The 18,597-nt window shown below is 42.0% G+C and carries 21 protein-coding genes and 1 tRNA gene; 14 read left to right on the plus strand and 8 right to left on the minus strand.

The genetic code is table 11. From position 1 onward, the window contains the following. Positions 1-42: 42 nt before the first annotated feature. Positions 43-435, minus strand: coding sequence for a DoxX family protein (locus AC2FA3_RS01350; protein WP_201544561.1), 393 nt, complete (start codon positions 433-435; stop codon positions 43-45). A gap of 495 nt (positions 436-930) precedes the next feature. Between AC2FA3_RS01350 and AC2FA3_RS01355 the strand changes: the two genes are divergently transcribed. The 4 genes from AC2FA3_RS01355 to AC2FA3_RS01370 all read left to right on the plus strand — a co-directional run bounded on the left by AC2FA3_RS01355 (position 931) and on the right by AC2FA3_RS01370 (position 4,871). Further along, the gene (locus AC2FA3_RS01355) at positions 931-1,542 is read left to right on the plus strand and encodes a YceI family protein (protein WP_201544560.1); all 612 of its coding nucleotides are present in this window, start codon (positions 931-933) and stop codon (positions 1,540-1,542) included. A gap of 350 nt (positions 1,543-1,892) precedes the next feature. Next, on the plus strand, positions 1,893-2,798 hold the full coding sequence (locus AC2FA3_RS01360) for a LysR family transcriptional regulator (RefSeq protein WP_490507972.1): 906 nt from the start codon (positions 1,893-1,895) through the stop codon (positions 2,796-2,798). A gap of 142 nt (positions 2,799-2,940) precedes the next feature. Further along, positions 2,941-4,068: an MBL fold metallo-hydrolase gene (locus AC2FA3_RS01365; protein ID WP_490507973.1), complete on the plus strand. Its 1,128-nt coding sequence runs from the start codon at positions 2,941-2,943 to the stop codon at positions 4,066-4,068. Next, on the plus strand, positions 4,068-4,871 hold the full coding sequence (locus AC2FA3_RS01370; RefSeq protein WP_490507974.1) for an SDR family NAD(P)-dependent oxidoreductase: 804 nt from the start codon (positions 4,068-4,070) through the stop codon (positions 4,869-4,871). The genes AC2FA3_RS01365 and AC2FA3_RS01370 overlap by 1 nt, the downstream gene beginning before the upstream one ends. Positions 4,872-5,032: 161 nt before the next feature. Here AC2FA3_RS01370 and AC2FA3_RS01375 read toward each other — a convergent pair whose 3' ends face one another. After that, positions 5,033-5,824 (minus strand): glucose 1-dehydrogenase, encoded by a 792-nt coding sequence (locus AC2FA3_RS01375; RefSeq protein WP_490507975.1) that lies wholly within the window; start codon positions 5,822-5,824, stop codon positions 5,033-5,035. A gap of 305 nt (positions 5,825-6,129) precedes the next feature. Next, positions 6,130-6,204 (minus strand) — tRNA-Gly (locus AC2FA3_RS01380). Positions 6,205-6,714: 510 nt separating this feature from the next. Here AC2FA3_RS01380 and AC2FA3_RS01385 point away from each other — a divergent pair. From AC2FA3_RS01385 to AC2FA3_RS01400, 4 genes are all read left to right on the plus strand, one after another. Further along, entirely contained in the window at positions 6,715-7,527 is an 813-nt protein-coding gene (locus tag AC2FA3_RS01385; protein ID WP_490507976.1) for a M48 family metalloprotease, read from the plus strand. A gap of 223 nt (positions 7,528-7,750) precedes the next feature. Then, a complete protein-coding gene (locus AC2FA3_RS01390; protein ID WP_490507978.1) occupies positions 7,751-8,077 on the plus strand; it encodes a BolA family protein in 327 nt (108 codons plus the stop codon). A gap of 143 nt (positions 8,078-8,220) precedes the next feature. Then, complete coding sequence (locus AC2FA3_RS01395; protein ID WP_490507979.1) at positions 8,221-8,580, plus strand: SirB2 family protein; 360 nt, start codon at positions 8,221-8,223, stop codon at positions 8,578-8,580. A gap of 96 nt (positions 8,581-8,676) precedes the next feature. After that, positions 8,677-9,078: a hypothetical protein gene (locus AC2FA3_RS01400; RefSeq protein ID WP_201609356.1), complete on the plus strand. Its 402-nt coding sequence runs from the start codon at positions 8,677-8,679 to the stop codon at positions 9,076-9,078. A 121-nt stretch (positions 9,079-9,199) separates the two neighbouring features. On the opposite strand, the gene trxA is transcribed toward AC2FA3_RS01400, so the two are convergent. The 3 genes from trxA to AC2FA3_RS01415 form a co-directional block, all read right to left on the minus strand. Continuing rightward, positions 9,200-9,637 carry a thioredoxin gene (gene trxA / locus AC2FA3_RS01405; RefSeq protein WP_490507980.1) on the minus strand — a complete coding sequence of 146 codons (438 nt, stop codon included), beginning with the start codon at positions 9,635-9,637 and terminating at the stop codon, positions 9,200-9,202. Positions 9,638-9,744: 107 nt separating this feature from the next. After that, entirely contained in the window at positions 9,745-9,927 is a 183-nt protein-coding gene (locus AC2FA3_RS01410) for a YgaP family membrane protein (protein ID WP_201564858.1), read from the minus strand. Positions 9,928-10,116: 189 nt separating this feature from the next. Then, positions 10,117-10,983, minus strand: a complete 867-nt coding sequence (locus AC2FA3_RS01415) for an MBL fold metallo-hydrolase (protein WP_490507981.1) — start codon at positions 10,981-10,983, stop codon at positions 10,117-10,119. A gap of 316 nt (positions 10,984-11,299) precedes the next feature. On the opposite strand from AC2FA3_RS01415, the gene AC2FA3_RS01420 reads away from it, so the two are divergent. The 5 genes from AC2FA3_RS01420 (at position 11,300) to AC2FA3_RS01440 (ending at position 15,297) form a co-directional block, all read left to right on the plus strand. Beyond that, the gene (locus tag AC2FA3_RS01420) at positions 11,300-11,671 is read left to right on the plus strand and encodes an ArsR/SmtB family transcription factor (protein ID WP_490507982.1); all 372 of its coding nucleotides are present in this window, start codon (positions 11,300-11,302) and stop codon (positions 11,669-11,671) included. A gap of 56 nt (positions 11,672-11,727) precedes the next feature. Next, on the plus strand, positions 11,728-13,437 hold the full coding sequence (locus AC2FA3_RS01425; protein WP_490507983.1) for a SulP family inorganic anion transporter: 1,710 nt from the start codon (positions 11,728-11,730) through the stop codon (positions 13,435-13,437). A 215-nt stretch (positions 13,438-13,652) separates the two neighbouring features. Beyond that, positions 13,653-13,979: a protein tyrosine phosphatase family protein gene (locus tag AC2FA3_RS01430; RefSeq protein ID WP_201564861.1), complete on the plus strand. Its 327-nt coding sequence runs from the start codon at positions 13,653-13,655 to the stop codon at positions 13,977-13,979. Positions 13,980-14,060: 81 nt separating this feature from the next. After that, positions 14,061-14,393, plus strand: coding sequence for a protein tyrosine phosphatase family protein (locus tag AC2FA3_RS01435; protein WP_021813753.1), 333 nt, complete (start codon positions 14,061-14,063; stop codon positions 14,391-14,393). 148 nt (positions 14,394-14,541) lie between these two features. Then, positions 14,542-15,297, plus strand: a complete 756-nt coding sequence (locus tag AC2FA3_RS01440) for a glutathione S-transferase family protein (RefSeq protein WP_490507984.1) — start codon at positions 14,542-14,544, stop codon at positions 15,295-15,297. A gap of 83 nt (positions 15,298-15,380) precedes the next feature. Here the strand turns inward: AC2FA3_RS01440 and ahpF are convergent, their stop codons facing one another. Further along, positions 15,381-16,958 carry an alkyl hydroperoxide reductase subunit F gene (gene ahpF / locus AC2FA3_RS01445; protein WP_490507985.1) on the minus strand — a complete coding sequence of 526 codons (1,578 nt, stop codon included), beginning with the start codon at positions 16,956-16,958 and terminating at the stop codon, positions 15,381-15,383. 514 nt (positions 16,959-17,472) lie between these two features. Between ahpF and AC2FA3_RS01450 the strand changes: the two genes are divergently transcribed. Further along, positions 17,473-17,721 (plus strand): HP1242/YdcH family protein, encoded by a 249-nt coding sequence (locus AC2FA3_RS01450; protein WP_490507986.1) that lies wholly within the window; start codon positions 17,473-17,475, stop codon positions 17,719-17,721. Between the two features lie 184 nt (positions 17,722-17,905). Here AC2FA3_RS01450 and ahpC read toward each other — a convergent pair whose 3' ends face one another. Further along, on the minus strand, positions 17,906-18,472 hold the full coding sequence (gene ahpC / locus AC2FA3_RS01455; RefSeq protein ID WP_201544516.1) for an alkyl hydroperoxide reductase subunit C: 567 nt from the start codon (positions 18,470-18,472) through the stop codon (positions 17,906-17,908). Between the last annotated feature and the right edge of the window lie 125 nt (positions 18,473-18,597).

Here is an 18,597-nt window from a genome sequence, read left to right on the forward strand (position 1 = left end):
CTAATGATGATAAAAACCGTCTAGATTGAGCATTTTACTATACTAGATTCTGCGCGTATTACTGTTATCAATTGAATAAGCACCTGCTCCATGAGCAAATATCATCAAGAAACCACCCGCCATTGCAATGTTTTTCATGAATGGGTTCATTTGTGATTCATCAATCCAGAATTGATGGAAAAGTAACGCTGACACAATGCTAAAACCAGCCATTAAAATCGCTACCAAGCGCGCTTTAAAGCCTAATAAAATAGCGATACCACCAAGCAGCTCAACAGCAATGACCAAAGGCAATAGCATACCCGGTACGCCCATTGCTTCCATATAGCCTTGGGTAGCGGCGTAGCCAGTAATTTTGGTAAAACCTGAAAAGATAAAGATCATTGATAACAATAGGCGACCAATTGGGGCGCTCAGCTCTTGTAATTTGTCCATGATTATTCTCCGATAAGATAAAAGTCATAATTATAAAGATTTTATTTAAAAGACTTTTGTTTGATTAGGCAACGGCATTATTATAGCCGTTGCCTAATAATAGATAAACCATGATAATTACAAATGTAAGTTCTTATTTAGAGAACAGTCAAGAGAGGATTCTATTGATACAATAATAAAAACGACCATATTTATAATCGTTAATTAGGCTCGTTACTTAGGCTTGTACAGAAACAATTAACATTTGAGCAACGATATAAGACCCTACAAAAGAAAGCATTTTTCGTTACGGTTTAGCGTCTAACATCATATTTTTTTGCTACACTTATTGTGCTGGTATATAAGATATACTTAACGCTAAATTTTAAAACGAATAGTTTTTAAACTGAAGATTCTTATAACCGATTCAGTCTTTGAGATAATAATTAACCAAGGCATTATATTTACTCGACGCTATACTTACTTCTAACTACTCATTTAAAAAAAGGATGATTTATGATCACTGTAAATTCTATTAAAAAAACAAATCGCGCGCTTGCTTTTGCTGCTATCGGTACGCTTGGCCTGCTTAGCACACTAGGTCACGCTGCAACTTATGAGCTTGACCCGCATCATACCGCCGTGCGCTTTTCTGTGGATCACTTTGGTACCACGACCAATGCCGGCGGCTTCTATAACCTATCGGGTATTCTTGAATACGCGCCTAAAGAGAAAAAAGGCTTTGTCGGTATTACGATTCCTATGGGCAGCTTGAGTACAGGCATTAAAGCTTTTGACGGTCATCTAAAATCTGCGGATTTCTTTAACGTAAAAGAATATCCAACCGCTTATTTTAAATCGACCAAATGGGAGTTTGATGGCGATAAAGTGAAAGCGGTCAAAGGTGATTTAACACTGCTTGGTAAGACTCATCCAGTGACTTTAAAAGCCACTAAGTTCAACTGCTATGACAATCCTTTATTAAAAACTGAAGCTTGTGGTGGGGATTTTGAAACCACTATCGATAGAACCAAATGGGGCATCAATACCTTTACCGATGGCGGTATGATGAAGGACATCAAGCTAGTCGTTCAGGTAGAAGGCAGCAAAAAAGCAGCTCTTAAATAAGGGTAACTTATCCATTTAAGATGGTGCTTTTAGATTGACCACAGTCTCGATTATTTGGCTTTATTGATAAAAGGCTGGGTTTTTAACTCAGCCTTTTATCTTTTATATCGTTAATAGTAAATAAAATAGATATATTAAATATAGTAGGTTAAGTTCAAAACCGATACAGTGCGAATGGGATGAATTTTTCGTAGCCTCTGTGATAGCAGCAAGCAAGGATAATTTATGCCTGTCGCACGTGGCTATTAATCTATCGGATTTATTTCGAGATGACTATAATCATCATACGATATCGCAAAATAACCATAGCTAAGTAATAATAGCTAAATAAAAATAAGGAGGTAGCTAGGATGGGACAACTAGAAGATATGGCAATGTTTGTGCGCATTGTCGAAGCTGGTAGCATTACCAAGGCTGCCGAGCAACTCAATATTGCTAAGTCAGCGGTTAGCCGCCGTCTCAAGGATTTAGAGACGCGTTTGGGCAGTCAGCTTATCAGCCGCACCACACGCCAATCCAACTTGACCCAAGCCGGTGAGCAATATTACCAAAAGGTGAGCAATATACTCAGCGAGGTCGATGCGCTAAATGAGGAAACCAGTGGAGCGCCGACACGTATCGAGGGCACCTTGAAGATGACCGCGCCCTTATCATTTGGCTTGATGCATTTAAATGATGTCATCGATGAATACGCCAATCAGCACCCCAATTTAAACTTTGAATTGGATTTTTCTGATCGGCATACGGATTTGGTAGAAGAAGGCTTTGAGTTAGCCATTCGGATCAGAGAGCTGCAAGATTCTAGTTATCAGGTCAAACGTTTGGCGCTGATTCGTTATGCCTTATGTGCCAGCCCTGAATATCTGAGTAGAATGGGCACGCCTAAAACCATTGAGGATTTGGCAGAGCATGAGTTTTTACAATATGGTCTGAGCAAATCCAGCACCATAGAGCTGATAGATGAGCAAGGCAAGATGCATCAAGTCGCCATCAACTCAAAAATAAAAGTGAATAATGGCGACTTTTTACGTGATATGGCTGTAAAGGGACATGGTATCGCTTTTTTGCCCACTTTTATCACTTATAAAACCTTAGCCAGTCGTGAGCTTGTGCCCATCATGCAGCAGTATCAACTGCCCACTTTAAACGCTTATGCTGTCTATCCCAAAAACCGCTTTTTATCTCAGCGCTGCCGCTATCTCATTGATTTCATAGCCAAGCGTTTTGGTGATGACCCTTATTGGGATAAATTCTGATACGCTCTAATAAAACTATTTAATATACCTTATTAACCTACTTGGTAAACCTAGCAGTATTCTAAATACTGCTATCAAGACCAGAATAATGTTGCTACTATAATCTGCAGAAATCTATCCATTGGTCATAAGGAGATGCAACATGGATTTAACATCACTCGGCATGAAAGCCATTCACGACTTTGACGACGTTCGCCAAAGTCCATTACCACAAGAGCGCCTAAAAGCAGCCCGCAAGCAAGCAAGCGCTTTTAGAGAACGCTTTATGGATGAAGCGCCGGTACAGTTTTATCAAAGCGCCGACATGGTGCGCGTGCCCTACCCGACATGGTACGCCTACAGTGGCGTCTATACCCAAAGCACCTATAAATTCCCCTATATCCATATCCTAAACCGCATTTTTATCGTGCAGTACCATGACTTTTCGGGCGAATTAAAAACTTTGTTGTTTTCTCCTTCTGATATCGAAGCGGATCGTGAGACGCCATTTTTTAAACGCTTAACGGATAAAATGCCCAGTTGGTCGCCGCTTGAAGGTGTTGTTGCGCCTATCATTCGTGATGTCACTGGTGCCTTAGCTGAAGTCGGCTTGTCTCCAGAAGACGTTGATTATATTAGCTACGACCACCTTCATACTCAAGACGTCCGCCGCTGGCTAGGCACTAAAGATAAAGCTGCCTATTTCCCCAACGCTAAGTTATTGGTTCATGAGCAAGAATGGTTAAGTACTACCTCATTATTACCTGTGCAAGCAGATTGGTATTGCCCAAATGGTATCGAAGGTGTCGATCCTGACAAAGTGATTAAGTTTACGGGTAGCATTCAATTGGGCGAAGGCGTCGCGCTGGTGCATACCCCCGGTCATACCGAAGGCAATCATTCGTTAGTTGCGCGCGTCCCTGACGGTATAAGAGTGACTTCAGAAAATGGCGTCGGCGCGGATGCTTATGCACCGATGAATTCGAAAGTAAATGCCATCCGTCGTTATGCCAAAGACACAGGTATAGAAGTGATTTTAAATGGCAATACTTTAGAAGGCAGTAATGAGCAATATATTTCAATGGTTATAGAGAAAACTATTGCTGGTCCCTCTAAAAACCCTGACTTCCCTAACTGCGCCTCAAGTAGCGAGGCGACGCCCTACTGGCTAATTCCTGGGCATAAAGTCAGTCATTTAATCGGTGAGGCAAAGTTTGGCAGCTTACATAAAAAATCAGCAAAACAGCCAAGCTCGATAAAAGACAGATCATTGCAAAAGGAAAGCGCGTGATGGGTTACTTTACCGGTAAAAATGTCTATATCACTGGTGCTGCCTCTGGTATCGGACTTGAAACAGCTAAGCAGCTGATTCAACAAGATGCCAACTTAGTCTTGTTTGATAGACAAGCACTTGATGAAGCCGTTGTCACGCTGCAAGGCTTGAACAAAAACAAAGCTTCGATTATCAGCTATGAATTGGACGTCACCGATGCCGATACGACAACCAAGAAAATCGCTGAGGCTGCAAGCAAGCTATCGCCTGATATCTTGATGCACTTCGTCGGGATTACAGGGCCTTGGAGCTTTGATGAGATGAGCCAAGAACAGTTTGAGCGCGTACTGACTATCAATCTATTCGGCACGCGCAATGTTCTAGCTGCCATGCGTCCGTTTTTATCACGTGGCGATCAAGTCATGGTTACTGCTTCGATGGCGTCCTTCACTGGCAGTTATGGCTACAGCTCTTATAGCGCCTCAAAATTTGCTATTTGGGGTATGATGCAATCTATCGGTTTTGAATGGAAGCCTGACGGTATTGACATCACTGTCTTTGCGCCGCCACCGATAGATACGCCGCTTACCCAAGCAGAAGTCGGCGTCATGGCGCAAGCTGGTGTCGGCATGAAAAAACTGGCTGGTGAATTAAAAATTGACGATGCGGTTAAATCTATGCTCAAAGGCGTAGAAAAGCGGCAGTTCTTAGTCGTACCGGGCATGATGGCAAACTTGATTAGATTACAGCTGCGTTTCCTTCCTGTCAGTTGGGTTAATTGGATAGGCAATAAGACCGTCGCTTTTTCGCTTAGAAAATAGCGTCTCTAAAAATGGCTTATTTGCATTAAAATTGCGCCGCCATCGAGTTTTAATCAGTAAGTTAAAAACAATTCCCATGGAAAAGCGTCACCCAACATTTAGTTAGGTGACGCTTTTTTATGACAAGTTCTCTACACTAGCTATTATCGTTAACCTTAATTTTAGTCTAACGTTTGCACACCGCCGCCATTAACAAATAACGTCTGCCCACTCACCCACTCAGAGATAGGCGCAGCAAAATACAGCATCGCACCAGCGATATCATCGGCTTCGCCTAAGCGTTTGATAGGCGTATGCGATAGCATTCTCTCTTCAATCTCAGGCGTCAATACGCTCTCTAACGCCGCAGTGCGCGTGGCACCAGGACCGACGGCATTGATACGCACCTCAGGACCAAAATCATGGGTCAGGTTGGCGACCATATGATTGACCGCCGCTTTTGATGCAGCATAGCCGCTCATATCTGGGCTCTTATTGACACTCGACATCGATGTGGTGATTACGATTGAGCCATAGCCTGATTTTTTCATATGTGGCACGCATAACTGGCATAAGCGCCACGCGCTAAAGACATTTAGCTCAAAGTCGCGACGGAAATCATCAACAGAGATTTTAAACGGATTTTCTTGACCACCGCCACCGCCGCCGGCGTTACTAATCAGGATATTGATACAACCAAATGCCTCTAGCGTTTTATCGACCATCGCGACCAAATCTTCATCTTTTAAAATATTGCATTCAACAGCCAAGGCTTTAACGCCGTAGCTTTCTATTTCTTTGGCTGCTTTATTGGCATCTTCTATTTTTAAATCTGCAATGACGATATTTGCGCCCGCTTGCGCCAAACGCAAAGCAGTAGCCTTACCGATTCCATTGGCGCCGCCCGTCACAATCGCTGTTTTACCGGTTAAATCGAATAATTCGTTGAATGCTTTATGTTTAAAATCTTGCATACTCATTCCTTATTTATCGTTATTATTATTGTTAAAAGCTAGAGGCTATTATATTGAACGCACTTTTTTATCTCTAACTGACTATTCATCTCTAACTGAATAGAGATAAGTATGCGCGGCTAAGATTAAATAAGTGTGTCAAATCATCCGTGTTTTGTAACGGTCGCATTTTGTAATGCAGCAATTGTTAATATGCCTATAAACTTTTAATAGAGCTGCAAACCTACTTTTTAAATTTTAGACATAAAAAAAGCCTCACTTCTTATTATAAGAAGTGAGGCTTTAGTGCTTTTGCAAGCCATATTTGGAGCGGGAAAAGAGATTCGAACTCTCGACCCCAACCTTGGCAAGGTTATGCTCTACCACTGAGCTATTCCCGCTGAATATCAAATCGCAGTGTTGTTAACAACGACTACGTCTCGATAGGCTGGCTATTTTAGCAAATATTCTGGGCGTGTCAATAGATTTTTTAAAAATTTTAAGCAAGACTATGCTGTTTAAGCCTTTTCGGAGAAGCGTCTATGCTTATCATATTGATTTTGGGCAGTATTTTAATTAGCTACATCAACAAAATAATTTTAAATAAATATAAAGAATAATTCTAATATAGCGATAAAAGCTATTTTAACGATTTACTTTACCAACATCGCTTACAAACATGGTTTAAAAATCTTACTTACAATCCTACCGCCTATTGTTACTTTTTCTGTCTAGGTTTTAACTTGTTAACATTATTATACTTATGCCTAATGACAGGTGGGGTAAAATTCTACTGTTTTAGTGGATGGCTGAGTGGTAGTAGAATTTCAATAATAAGCTGCCCTTACCTTTACTGTTTTGATATTGGCATTGTTTCACTTTATTTTTTCCATTTACAGCGAGGACGTTTTATGAAAAAGCTAATTACCACTACCGTTATGGCGGCATCATTATCAGCGTTTGCAATGGCAGGTTGTTCTAGCACGACGAGCACCGGTGCCGTCGGCGTTGACCGTCAGCAGCTATTACTGGTTTCAAACGAACAAGTACTACAGTTATCGGCGCAAAGTTATGCTAAAACCCTGCAAGAAGCAAAGGCGCGCGGTTTACTTGATACCAATAAAGCACAGCTAAATCGCCTTAAAAACATCTCGAACCGTTTGGTCGGTCAAGTGGGCGTCTATCGCCCTGATGCAACAAAATGGCCTTGGGAAGTTCATACGATTAAGTCTAATGAGTTGAACGCTTTCGTCATGCCAGGTGGTAAGATTATGTTTTATTCAGGCATCATAGATCGCTTGAGTTTATCGGATGACGAAATTGCCGCTATTATGGGTCATGAGATATCACACGCCCTACGTGAGCACTCACGTGAGCGCCTATCGCGTCAATACGCGACGCAAACAGGTATCGGTGTCGCTGCTAGTATCTTTGGTCTGTCACAAGGTCAGGCAGAGCTTGCTAACGTCGCTGGTGACTTAGGTCTTAGCCGTCCACACAGCCGCACGCAAGAAGCAGAAGCCGACCAAATCGGTCTTGAGCTGATGGCACGTGCAGGCTACAACCCACAAGCTGCGATTACCTTATGGCAAAAAATGCAACGCGCCAGCCAAGGTGAGCCACCACAATTTTTGAGCACTCACCCAACCAGCAGCAACCGTATTGCGCAATTGCAATCATTGATGCCTAAAGTGATGCCGATTTATCAACAATCACGTCGCTAGTTTTGTATGAACATTAGATTTTAATCTAATAGAAAATGTGGACAACTAATAACAGCAGAGTGTAATAATGATTACGCTCTGCTTTTTTATGGGTGCTGCTAAAATATTTTCCCATGCTAATGCAATTCTGCTGCGTACAGCATGGCGGCACAATTGTCAGCGTCTGCTATAATGGGTGCAATCAGCCATTTAGATGGTGCAGTCGCATAAAATAAGGATGACTATGACTACTAATACGCCTACCGCCGATGCTCTTAATAATAAGCTACAAGCCCTGCAAGCGCAGCATATTGAACTGGTGAATGAATCTATGAATCATGCCGGTTATTTTGACGGTAAAGAAAGCCACTTTAAACTGACGATTGTCAGTGAGGCCTTTGAAGGCAAACGTTTGGTTGGCCGTCATCAGCTCGTATATGCTCTGGCAAATGAGCTATTGACCTCACAAGGCGGTCAAATCCATGCGTTGGCTATCCATGCTTATACGCCAACAGAGTGGCAAGGTCAAAGCCCTGACAGCCCATTATGCGCTGGACAAAACAAAGGCTAGGTCGCTATTTTTGAACAACTGACTTTGAAAAACCACTATTGAACATTATCGTTGAATATCATTCTTGAATGCTGTTCTTAAACGCTATTCCCAAATAATATAGATAAGCTGGCAAACGACACCTTTAAAGGAAACTTTATCCAATGAAACACCTACATATGCTCATGGCTGTCCTGTTGATTGCGCTGTTTTTATACCAAAGCTATGTGGTATTAGGCACAAACAAAAAGCCTCCATTTGCGGTAAAAATATCTACCCACATCCTCTATGCCGTCATTATCATTTCAGGGGCTGGCATGTTGGTGCAATTGATGAGTGTCAATGCGCCGGTGCAGTGGGTATTTGCCAAAATCATCTTGCTCGTTGCGGCGCTCAGTGCCAGTATCAAAGCCTTTAATGACAATGCCACACCCAGCCAAAAAAAAACTGGCATTCTTATCGCAGGTATCGCCTATGTTGGTATCGTGGCGCTCGCCTTTAGCAAGCCGGGTAATTTGTTTTAAACGGTGCTAAACGATATATTTTTCAATATCTTAATTCACGGTTTTTTGCTATCTTAAATAAATATAAACCTCTCAACGTCGCCTTATGGAGCCATTATGAAAACTCTTACTGCAGCAACACTACTCGCAACAGCTGGCGTTTTTGCTCTCTCGGGCTGCGCCTCAACGGGTAATATTACCCCGCAATACGTACCACCAAGCACCTACCAAAGTTATGACTGCCAAGCACTGAGCCAAGAGTATAACCGTGTCAATCGCTATGTCGACGCGGCACGTAATGAGCAATCAACCATAGCTGCCTCAGGTGTCGGCGTTGGGGTTTCCGCTGGACGCTGGGGTATCTCGCCTAATATCAGCTTTGGCGTTGGTAAAAGCAACAATACTCAAGCGCGTGATGCCAAATTATCAAGACTGTATGGTGAGCGTGATGCCATCATTCAGTCTGCCCGTATCCAGCGTTGCAGCTTTGCCAATGGCATAAAGATTTATGGTGAGTAATATTCGATAGTTTATGTTTGAGAGTTTTAAAAAAGTAATTTACAGACTAAAAAAGCCAATACGCGATAAGCATATTGGCTTTTTTATATCTAATAATCAGCAGTAAAAGCTCAATCAAAGCTTATGAATTTAAGCTTCTAACCCACTGCACGATTTGATCGCTAGGTAACGCACCTGACTGTCGCGCGATTTCTTTGCCATTTTTAAAGGCCACCATGGTCGGCAAGCTACGAATATTATAAGGAGCAGCCGCTTGCTCGTATTTATCGGTTTGTATTTTAGCAAAAACCACTTGCGGCAACTGCTTGGCCGCGGCTTTAAACTGTGGAGCCATCATCAAACACGGCTGGCACCAACTCGCCCAAAAATCAACGATGGTCAATATCTCATTTTTTTGAATAACCTTATTGACCGTTTGAGCATTTAGTTCATGCGGACTAGCCATTAATAATGGCTGACCGCATTTGCCACAGTTCGGTGCTGAATTAAGACGGGTTGCGGGTACACGATTGGTTGCACTGCAATGTGGGCAGACCAGATGAGAGTTTTGCTCACTCATTATAGAACTCCTTTATCATTACTATTACCACTAGCATTAGCACTCATCTTAACAAAGCGCCTATGCTTGATATTTATGCATTTATTACAATAAAAATTAATCATTATTTAGCGCTTACACGTGTTCATCCCAAGCATTTTATATAACGGACAAAAACGGAATAGCCCAGTTAGCAAGGGGATTAGACCGACGACACCCCACCAACTTTGGAAATAAAGCCCCAAGCCGATAATGACCACACCAACGATAATACGTAGTAAACGTTCAGTACTTCCAACGTTAATTTCCATGGCTAAGTCCTCAGTTATTATTAATTAATCCTAAAAAACAGCCAGCTTTTTATCTCACCATATTTCTCATTTCATCTTACAGATTAGCATTATGATGGCCGCTGCTCGTATTGTGCTTGCGTAACTTTTTGCTTAGTGATACTTACTTCTTAACAGTTATTCTTCATTCTTTAAAAATATAATTGGTGCTTAAAGCGCATTAATTGGTACTTTTAAATAGCGCGTGCCATTGTCTTCAGGCTTGGGAAAATGACCAGCATCAATATTAAGTTGTACTGACGGGATAATCAGCCGCGGCATCTCTAGAGTGGCATCGCGGCGCTCACGCATCTCGACAAACTCCGCTTCATTGATGCCCTCTTTGACATGGATATTACCGAGCTTTTGCGCTGCTACCGTCGTGGTTGAGCAATGCTTGCGACCTTGACTCGGATAGTCATGGCATAAATACATGATGGTTTCATCAGGGAGTGCCAGCAGTTTTTGGATAGACTGATACAAGGTTTTGGCGTCACCTCCCGGAAAGTCACAGCGCGCCGTACCCACATCGGGAGCGAACAGAGTATCACCGACAAAGACCACAGTTTTTTCATCGTCAGCGGCAAGATAGGCCATATCAGCACGCGTGTGCCCGGGCACATACATGGCAGTGATAGTAATGCCGCCAAGCTCTAAGGTCTCACCATCATCGGTCAAGATATCAAACTGACTGGCATCAGTGCGAAAGCTGGTATCAAAGTTAAATATTTGCTTAAATATTTTTTGCACTTCGGTGATATGTTGGCCGATGACCAGTTTACCGCCAAGCTCATCTTTTACATGAATAGCAGCAGATATATGATCGGCATGAGCATGGGTTTCTATAATATAAACCAGCGCCCAACCATGCTCACGAACGAACGCTATCACTTCATCGACACTAGCCGTATCCGTACGCCCTGATTTGGCATCAAAATCTAGTACAGGATCAATGATCGCACACACTTGCTGCTGCACATCCGCGAGTACGTGAGTGTAAGTCTCTGTGTCGCTATGTAAGAAAGAATGAACTTGCATGGCTACCTCTTTACTTTTATATGAATGTTTTAATTTTTAAGGTATTGTTCCGTATAATAGGTGCTAATTTATAGCATTTGCCTCTATTCTATAATATTTGCCTCTAGGTGCTACCTATACTTCTATCTATCACTACCAACCACTATAGCAATCATCATACAATTTATCAATTTATATAATGTAAATAATGATAACTTGCTATAAATTGCGATATCATTGATAATTAACTATATATAGCCAACTCTTATCTATAAACTCTGCATTTTCCATCTATATCATTCATAAGGAGCTCGCTCTGACTACTTCAACTTCAGCATTGAGCACAACTACCAATCCCACTGGCACGCCTGCATCTGCCAACGTAGCAGACTTTGTGCCCAAAGACATTGCTGAGCAAATGCAACAAGCCTCCATGCAAGCCAGCCAGTTATTAAAGTCGCTCTCGCATCCTGATCGCTTATTACTCTTATGTCAGTTGACCCAAGGCGAGTACTGTGTCAGTGAGCTTGAGGGCTTGGTTGGTGTCGGTCAGCCAAGTTTATCGCAGCAGCTAGGTATCCTGCGTAAAGACGAGTTGGTCACCACTCGCCGTGAAGGCAAGCAAATCTACTATAGTATCGCAAGCGACGATGCGTTATCAGTACTGCAGTTATTGTATGAACGCTTTTGTGCCAAAACAGACGCCTAACTGGTCATTTAGTTTTTAATTGTCTTTAACTTTCTTCATTGTGATGACATATTGCTATGCCTTCTATCGCTACTCGTCTGATTCCTGCTTGGTTACGTCAGTATCAGCTGTCTGCCCTGCCGACTGACGTCATCGCGGGCTTGGTCGTTGGGGTGCTCGTCATTCCGCAAAGCTTAGGTTATGCGGTGCTAGCAGGATTGCCGCCTGTCTATGGACTCTATGCGGCTATCGTACCCGTGCTGGTGTATGCGTGGATAGGCTCAAGTAATGTGCAAGCTGTAGGGCCCGTCGCCATCACTGCGATTATGACGGCAAGTAGTTTGCATCCTTATGCCAATGAGGGTACGCAGCAATATATATTAATGGCAAGTTTATTGTCATTGATGGTAGGGACGATGTTATGGCTGGCAGGTCGGCTTAAGCTTGGCTGGATTATGCAGTTTATCAGTCGCGGCGTATCTGCAGGTTTCATCAGTGGCGCGGCGGTACTGATTTTTGTCAGTCAGCTTAAGTATCTGACGGGCATTCCTATTGCAGGTAATGGCCTCATAGGTTATTTATCGAGTATGCAGGTGTATGCCCGCCAGCTGCATCCACTAACCTTGGTTATCGGTGTTATTGCTTTTACGCTGTTGTTTGCCAATCGTTATGCAAGTAAATGGGTGTGGCGCTCTTGGTTATCGGCCTCTTATGCCAAGTGGGCTGAGCGTCTATTTCCGCTCATTTTACTTGCTATTGCCATCGTGTTAAGCATGAGCTTGCATTGGACAACGCACGGCGTAGCAACGATTGGTACTATTCCGCAGGGCCTGCCTACTTTTACCCTACCATACGTGCCAGATTTTCATGAAGCGCTCAACCTATTACCGAGCGCAGGCTTGATGGCATTGATTATCTTTGTCTCAAGCAGTTCCGTTGCTAGCAATTACGCACGCCTGCGCGGCGAAACCTTTGATGCCAATCGTGAGCTTACGGGTTTGGGGCTGGCCAATATGGCGGGCGGATTCTTTCAAAGCTTTACAGTCGCTGGTGGCTTTTCACGTACCGCGATGAATGCTGACTCAGGTGCTAAAACGCCGGTCGCAAGTTTAGTGACGATACTGGTCATGATTGCAGCGTTAATCGCTTTTGGCAATTTATTAGCACCTCTGCCCTATGCTTTATTGGGCGCGACCATCATGGCATCGATTGTCGGTCTCATTGATATGGCGACCTTAAAGTCAGCATGGCAACGCGACCGCTTAGATGCAGCAAGCTTTCTGGCGGCATTTATCGGTGTGCTGATATTTGGGTTAAATACTGGCTTGGTCATCGGTTTGATGGTGTCCTTTGCCAGCCTAATTTGGCAATCAAGCAAACCACATGTCGCCATCGTTGGTCAGCTAGCGGGCACAGGACACTTTCGCAACATCAATCGTCATGATGTAGTGACCTTTAGCAATTTATTAATGCTGCGTATCGATGAGAGCTTGTTTTTTGGCAATAGTGAATCCGTGCATCGCAGGGTCATACAAGCGACGCTCCAGTACCCCGAAGCGCATGAAATTATTCTTATTATGTCAGCGGTCAATCATATTGACTTGACCGGACAAGAGATGCTTATCAGCCTCAATCAAGAACTGTTGAATCAAAAGAAGCACTTAAGCTTTAGCTTTATTAAGGGACCGGTGATGGACATCATTGAGCATACACCAGTTATTACTCATCTATCAGGGCAGGTTTATTTAAGCACCATGGATGCCGTCAATGCGCTTAAAGATGTTTGATAACACTGGATTTATGCAACTCAAGTTAAATTATTCATGACCGTTATTGTCAGTGTCAAAACATCAGTGATAAGACCTTAATTATAAAATATCAGTGACAAAACAGAGATATGATAAAAGCTGTGTTATGCTAAATTACTATCAGATTAAAAAATTACTGTCTCTAGAAACACCAGAAATTCTAACGCCATTTAATATATGCGACCGAAAAACTTATGACCGATGATTTAACCATTTATAAGCAAATTTACCCAAGCCAATGCGTCAAAATTGCCGAGCTAGGTTACCGCTCTGTGCTCAATATTCGACCTGACGCTGAGACAGAAACGCAGCCGAATAGCTGTGACTTTACCAGTGCAACGGCAAAAGCCAACCTTACTTATCAGCATTTACCGTTTGATGATGAACGTTTAAGCATGGCGACTGTTGAGCAGTTTGCAGCCTTTTATCGCACCATGCCCAAACCCATCCTGATGTTCTGCGGCACGGGTGCACGCGCCAAATTACTGTATCAAAGTGCGCTGATGCAAGGCTTGTTGTAGAGAGCAGATATACTTTATTGAAATACTTTAATCTAAGCGTAAAAGTTTCATTTTTACGCTAAAAAATAAAAAGGAGCTCTTATGAGCCATCAAATTAGTATTACCGGACAAATCACCCCTGATCAAGTACCTATGATTGCTGAAAACGGTTTTAAAACCATTATTAACAACCGTCCAGATGGTGAAGAACCAAACCAACCAACCAGCGCTGAGATTGAAGCCGCTGCTAAAAAAGCAGGACTTGCTTATAAAGAAGTGTCTTTTGCAGGTAGTGAGCTTAATCAAAACCATGTTGAAGAGTTTGCGGATTTTTTTAACCAAGCTGAGCAGCCGATGCTGATATTCTGCCGTACCGGTAACCGCTCGACAGGTATTTATGAAGCGGCAAAGCGTATGGATTTATTAGACGATTAATAATAATTTAAATATAATTACTACTGCTTTAAAAACGCCCGTCCAGATTTTGGATGGGCTTTTTTTATATATTACTCAACTATAGACTGGTCAACTCTTAATATTGGAGACATAATAAAATCCTACTGATATCCCTTAATAGGACTTTATGATGCAAAAACCGCTACTCATCATCGGCAATAAAAATTATTCGTCGTGGTCATTGCGAGCTTGGCTACTACTCAAGGCATTTAACATTGATTTTGATGAGCAATTGATTGAGCTGTTTCATCCATCAGCGACAGCCATTCTTAATGAGCATGCGCCAACCGGCAAAGTACCGGTTCTGGTCTATGGTCAAGACAACGATAATAACAGCGATAAAGTCACGGTCTGGGATACCTTAGCGATTGCCATTCACGCCAATGATTATCTGACAGAGTTAGATGTTTGGACAGGACGGAGTAAGTCTAATACTAAGAATAATACCAGTAACAGAATAAATAGTGCTTATTGCCAAAGCATCGTTGCTGAGATGCATTCAGGTCTGATGGGTATTCGTAGTGAGATGCCGATGAACATTCGAGCTAAAGCGAAAATACAACCAAGCGCTGCATGCTTAAAAGACATCACTCGTATAGAAAATATATTTGCAGATTGTTTAAAAAATCGCCCAAAAGACAGCTATCTGTTTGGTGCATTCACAGTTGCCGATGCTTTTTTCGCCCCTGTGGTTCTACGCTTGCAGACTTATGCGGACGCCTCGGGCATAACATTGAAACCAATAACCAAACAGTATTGTGAGACGATGTTAAACAATCCTCATCTACAAACTTGGCAAGAAGCAGCACTCAATGAAACTCGAATCATTAAAGAAGATGAAGCGGGTGAATTACTCTCGGTAGCTGGTGTATTGGCAGATTAAACCTTAACCAATGCGCAAAAAAAAATACCCCTAAAACCATAGTAGACTTTAGGGGTGTAAGACTTTGGTAAAAGCTAAATAACTTACTGCATCACCAAATATTCAAACGCTGATAATGCTGCTTTTGAACCTTCACCCATCGCAATATTAATCTGCTTAAAAGGTACGGTAGTAACGTCACCACAAGCAAAGATACCTTTGCGATCGGTGCGGCAGCGCTCATCAATCTCAACCTCACCAAAGCGGTTTAAATCGACAAAGCCTTTGACAAACTCAGTATTCGGCACCAAACCAATCTGCACAAACACTGCTGAAACATCAAGCTCTTTGGTCTCACTGCTGCTACGGTCTTGATAAACGATAGATGTCACTTTACCATCTTGCGCTTTAATCTCTTGCGTTGCAGCACTGGTAATGATATCAATATTTGCTTTTTCTTTGGCTTTATTAATCAATACTTGGTCGGCTTTTAAATCATCCGCAAATTCAAGGACGGTCACATGCTTCACAATACCTGCCAAGTCTAACGCCGCCTCAATACCTGAGTTACCACCACCAATGACAGAGATGTCTTTACCTTTAAAGAAAGGACCATCACAGTGCGCACAGTAAGCAACACCTTTACCGACGTTTTCATCTTCACCTGGGACACCCAGTTTACGCCACTGGGCACCGGTCGCTAAGATAATACTGCGCGTCTCAAACGTCTCACCGGTATTCAGATGAATACGATAGTTTTCATCTTCAGTTTCACTGATTTCTTTGACGCTGACATGTTCTTTGAGCGTAATGTCATATTCGTGCAAATGCTTTTCAAAGTTCGCCGAAAGCTCACTACCCGTCGTCAAAGGTACAGAGATTAAGTTTTCGATATCTTGCGTGTCTTTGACTTGCCCGCCAATGCGATCGGCGACCATAGTGACTTTTAAGCCTTTACGCGCGGTATAAATTGCCGCCGCCACGCCAGCAGGACCCGCACCAATAATCGTCACATCTTGCTGCTCTAACTGTTCAGCATTGTCATCAGCTTCTGCTAATAAATCAGGGAATTGCTCTTGTAACTTTTCAATCAATTTAGCCGTGTCAATCAGACCATTAGCAAACGGCTTACCGTTTAAAAACACTGCTGGTACGCCTTGGATGTTATTCGCTTCTACTTGCTCTTGGAATAACGCACCATCGATCATCTCATTGCTGATGTCATCGTTTAACAGCGCGAATTGGTTCAGTGCTTGCACAACTTCTGGGCAACTGTGGCAAGAGAGTGAGACATAGGTTTGAAACTGCAGCGGTTTATTAAAGCGCTTTATCAGCTTTTGAATGCCTTCATCTAGTTTTAACGTATGACCACCGGCTTGCAAGATCGCCAAAATCAGAGACGTAAATTCATGACCACCAGGGATACCGCTAAAAACAATACCAGTATCGGTCAATACATCATCAATATGGCTGACTACTTTAAAACTAATTGGGCTTGGTAAGCTGTCATCGGTAGCTGTACTATCAAAATGAATTTTATCCGTAGTCCCTGCAATTTTGGTCAAAAAATCAATCAGCTCCGCACGCTTGCTATGTTCTCCGCTACCCAATACAAAGGTAAGTGGGCGGGTCATGTTTTCACTGTAGCTTTTTACTGCATCTAATAAACTTTGATCTATCATGTTTGTTCCTCATTATTATTAAATATGTAACGTCAGCTACGATGCTGGACATTTAAATAGGGTTTGGTGATAAGTTAAGTCGCTGATTTAAAGGCTATAAATACTTGGCTTACCATCTTTGATACGTCTATTATCAAGGGTTTGGGCGTTTTGAGCAAGCCGATAAACTCAAACCTTATGTTTTATAAAATAAATCATAAATAGTTATTATCATTTAATTTCAAAACTACTGACAAATAAAAGATAATGATAGTCATGGTATCTAGTAAATTTTTTCGCTACAATCGAATGAGGCGAATAAGAAAAAATCTTATTTACCTATCAGTAGATTGATGGTTATTTGTACTTATTAAACGCCCTTTCTGCTACTAGTAAACCTGTTTATAATTGAGCTGAATAACGATTTGGCTTAATGACATTGAAGTCTCACAATCATAGCAATTCATCACAGCACTCTTAACTAAAAATGCGCTATTGCTTTAATAAGCTTGCGCTTCATAACAAGGATGACAAGATGAGAAAGACGGATACATGGCAAGACAACAGAGAAATTATTGCTGACCTTAAACAAAAAGACAGCCACTTTGCGACTATTTTTGATGAGCATACGCAGCTTGATCAGCAAATCAATCAGCTAGATAAAGATTTGGTGACGCATGCCAGTCGCGATGAGGAAATAGAACAAATGAAAAAGCGAAAACTGCATCTAAAAGATGAGATTTATAAAATAATTGATAAAAATAAATTACAATCTCATGCTTAACTAGTGGCTAGTTTATACCGTTAGATATTATAAAGCCTTATAAGATTGAGACAAAAAAAGACCCCATTAGCATAAGTTAATGGGGTCTTTTTTTAGCACTTTATTTAGCATTATCAATCAGCAAATACCGCTTTAAATAATACTAAAATCTTAATCTAATAACTTTGGTCTAATAAATACTGACTTAGATTTTACCGACTAGATCAAGACTTGGTTTCAATGTTGCCTGACCGGCTTCCCAAGCTGCTGGGCAAACTTCGCCGTCGTTTTCACGAACATACTGTGCTGCTTTTACTTTACGTAGCATGTCTTTTGCACTACGGCCAATGCCACCTGCATGGATTTCAGCAACTTGAATCAAGCCATCTGGATCCACTAAGAATGTACCGCGCTCAGCCAAACCTGCTTCTTCAATCATGACGTTAAAGCCACGAGTAATACGGCCAGTAGGATCGCCAATCATCGGGTAAGTTACTTTGCCGATTGCTTCTGAAGAATCATGCCATGCTTTATGAGTAAAATGCGTATCGGTTGATACTGAGTACACTTCTACGCCCAAACCTTTAAGCTCTTCGTAATGTGCTGCCATGTCTTCAAGTTCAGTTGGGCAAACAAAGGTAAAATCAGCTGGGTAAAATAGGAAAATCGCCCAGCTACCTTTTACGTCTTCAGAGGTGATGGTTTTGAACTCACCGTTTACAAACGCTTCTGCTGAAAATTCTGGGATTTCTTGATTGATAATAGACGCCATGATTGGCTCCTTTTTTTTGATTGATTGATGGTAAGGTAATTAAAATTTATTTTAGGTTTATTTCTATTAACCCTTCTAATCTCTGGGCTACCTGACAAACTATACGCGAATTCTATGGTTAATCA

It is taken from the genome of Janibacter sp. CoH_79_TC_3, assembly GCF_058197955.1.

Excerpts from the sequence above, each read along its gene's own strand:
- ahpC (WP_201544516.1), bottom strand. The coding sequence starts at position 18,472 with ATGGCGTCTATTATCAATCAAGAAATCCCAGAATTTTCAGCAGAAGCG.
- AC2FA3_RS01350 (WP_201544561.1), bottom strand. The coding sequence starts at position 435 with ATGGACAAATTACAAGAGCTGAGCGCCCCAATTGGTCGCCTATTGTTA.
- AC2FA3_RS01365 (WP_490507973.1), top strand. The coding sequence starts at position 2,941 with ATGGATTTAACATCACTCGGCATGAAAGCCATTCACGACTTTGACGAC.
- ahpF (WP_490507985.1), bottom strand. The coding sequence starts at position 16,958 with ATGATAGATCAAAGTTTATTAGATGCAGTAAAAAGCTACAGTGAAAAC.
- AC2FA3_RS01395 (WP_490507979.1), top strand. The coding sequence starts at position 8,221 with ATGAAACACCTACATATGCTCATGGCTGTCCTGTTGATTGCGCTGTTT.
- AC2FA3_RS01355 (WP_201544560.1), top strand. The coding sequence starts at position 931 with ATGATCACTGTAAATTCTATTAAAAAAACAAATCGCGCGCTTGCTTTT.
- AC2FA3_RS01370 (WP_490507974.1), top strand. The coding sequence starts at position 4,068 with ATGGGTTACTTTACCGGTAAAAATGTCTATATCACTGGTGCTGCCTCT.
- AC2FA3_RS01410 (WP_201564858.1), bottom strand. The coding sequence starts at position 9,927 with ATGGAAATTAACGTTGGAAGTACTGAACGTTTACTACGTATTATCGTT.
- trxA (WP_490507980.1), bottom strand. The coding sequence starts at position 9,637 with ATGAGTGAGCAAAACTCTCATCTGGTCTGCCCACATTGCAGTGCAACC.
- AC2FA3_RS01360 (WP_490507972.1), top strand. The coding sequence starts at position 1,893 with ATGGGACAACTAGAAGATATGGCAATGTTTGTGCGCATTGTCGAAGCT.
- AC2FA3_RS01390 (WP_490507978.1), top strand. The coding sequence starts at position 7,751 with ATGACTACTAATACGCCTACCGCCGATGCTCTTAATAATAAGCTACAA.
- AC2FA3_RS01400 (WP_201609356.1), top strand. The coding sequence starts at position 8,677 with ATGAAAACTCTTACTGCAGCAACACTACTCGCAACAGCTGGCGTTTTT.
- AC2FA3_RS01450 (WP_490507986.1), top strand. The coding sequence starts at position 17,473 with ATGAGAAAGACGGATACATGGCAAGACAACAGAGAAATTATTGCTGAC.
- AC2FA3_RS01415 (WP_490507981.1), bottom strand. The coding sequence starts at position 10,983 with ATGCAAGTTCATTCTTTCTTACATAGCGACACAGAGACTTACACTCAC.
- AC2FA3_RS01430 (WP_201564861.1), top strand. The coding sequence starts at position 13,653 with ATGACCGATGATTTAACCATTTATAAGCAAATTTACCCAAGCCAATGC.
- AC2FA3_RS01440 (WP_490507984.1), top strand. The coding sequence starts at position 14,542 with ATGATGCAAAAACCGCTACTCATCATCGGCAATAAAAATTATTCGTCG.
- AC2FA3_RS01435 (WP_021813753.1), top strand. The coding sequence starts at position 14,061 with ATGAGCCATCAAATTAGTATTACCGGACAAATCACCCCTGATCAAGTA.
- AC2FA3_RS01375 (WP_490507975.1), bottom strand. The coding sequence starts at position 5,824 with ATGCAAGATTTTAAACATAAAGCATTCAACGAATTATTCGATTTAACC.
- AC2FA3_RS01425 (WP_490507983.1), top strand. The coding sequence starts at position 11,728 with ATGCCTTCTATCGCTACTCGTCTGATTCCTGCTTGGTTACGTCAGTAT.
- AC2FA3_RS01385 (WP_490507976.1), top strand. The coding sequence starts at position 6,715 with ATGAAAAAGCTAATTACCACTACCGTTATGGCGGCATCATTATCAGCG.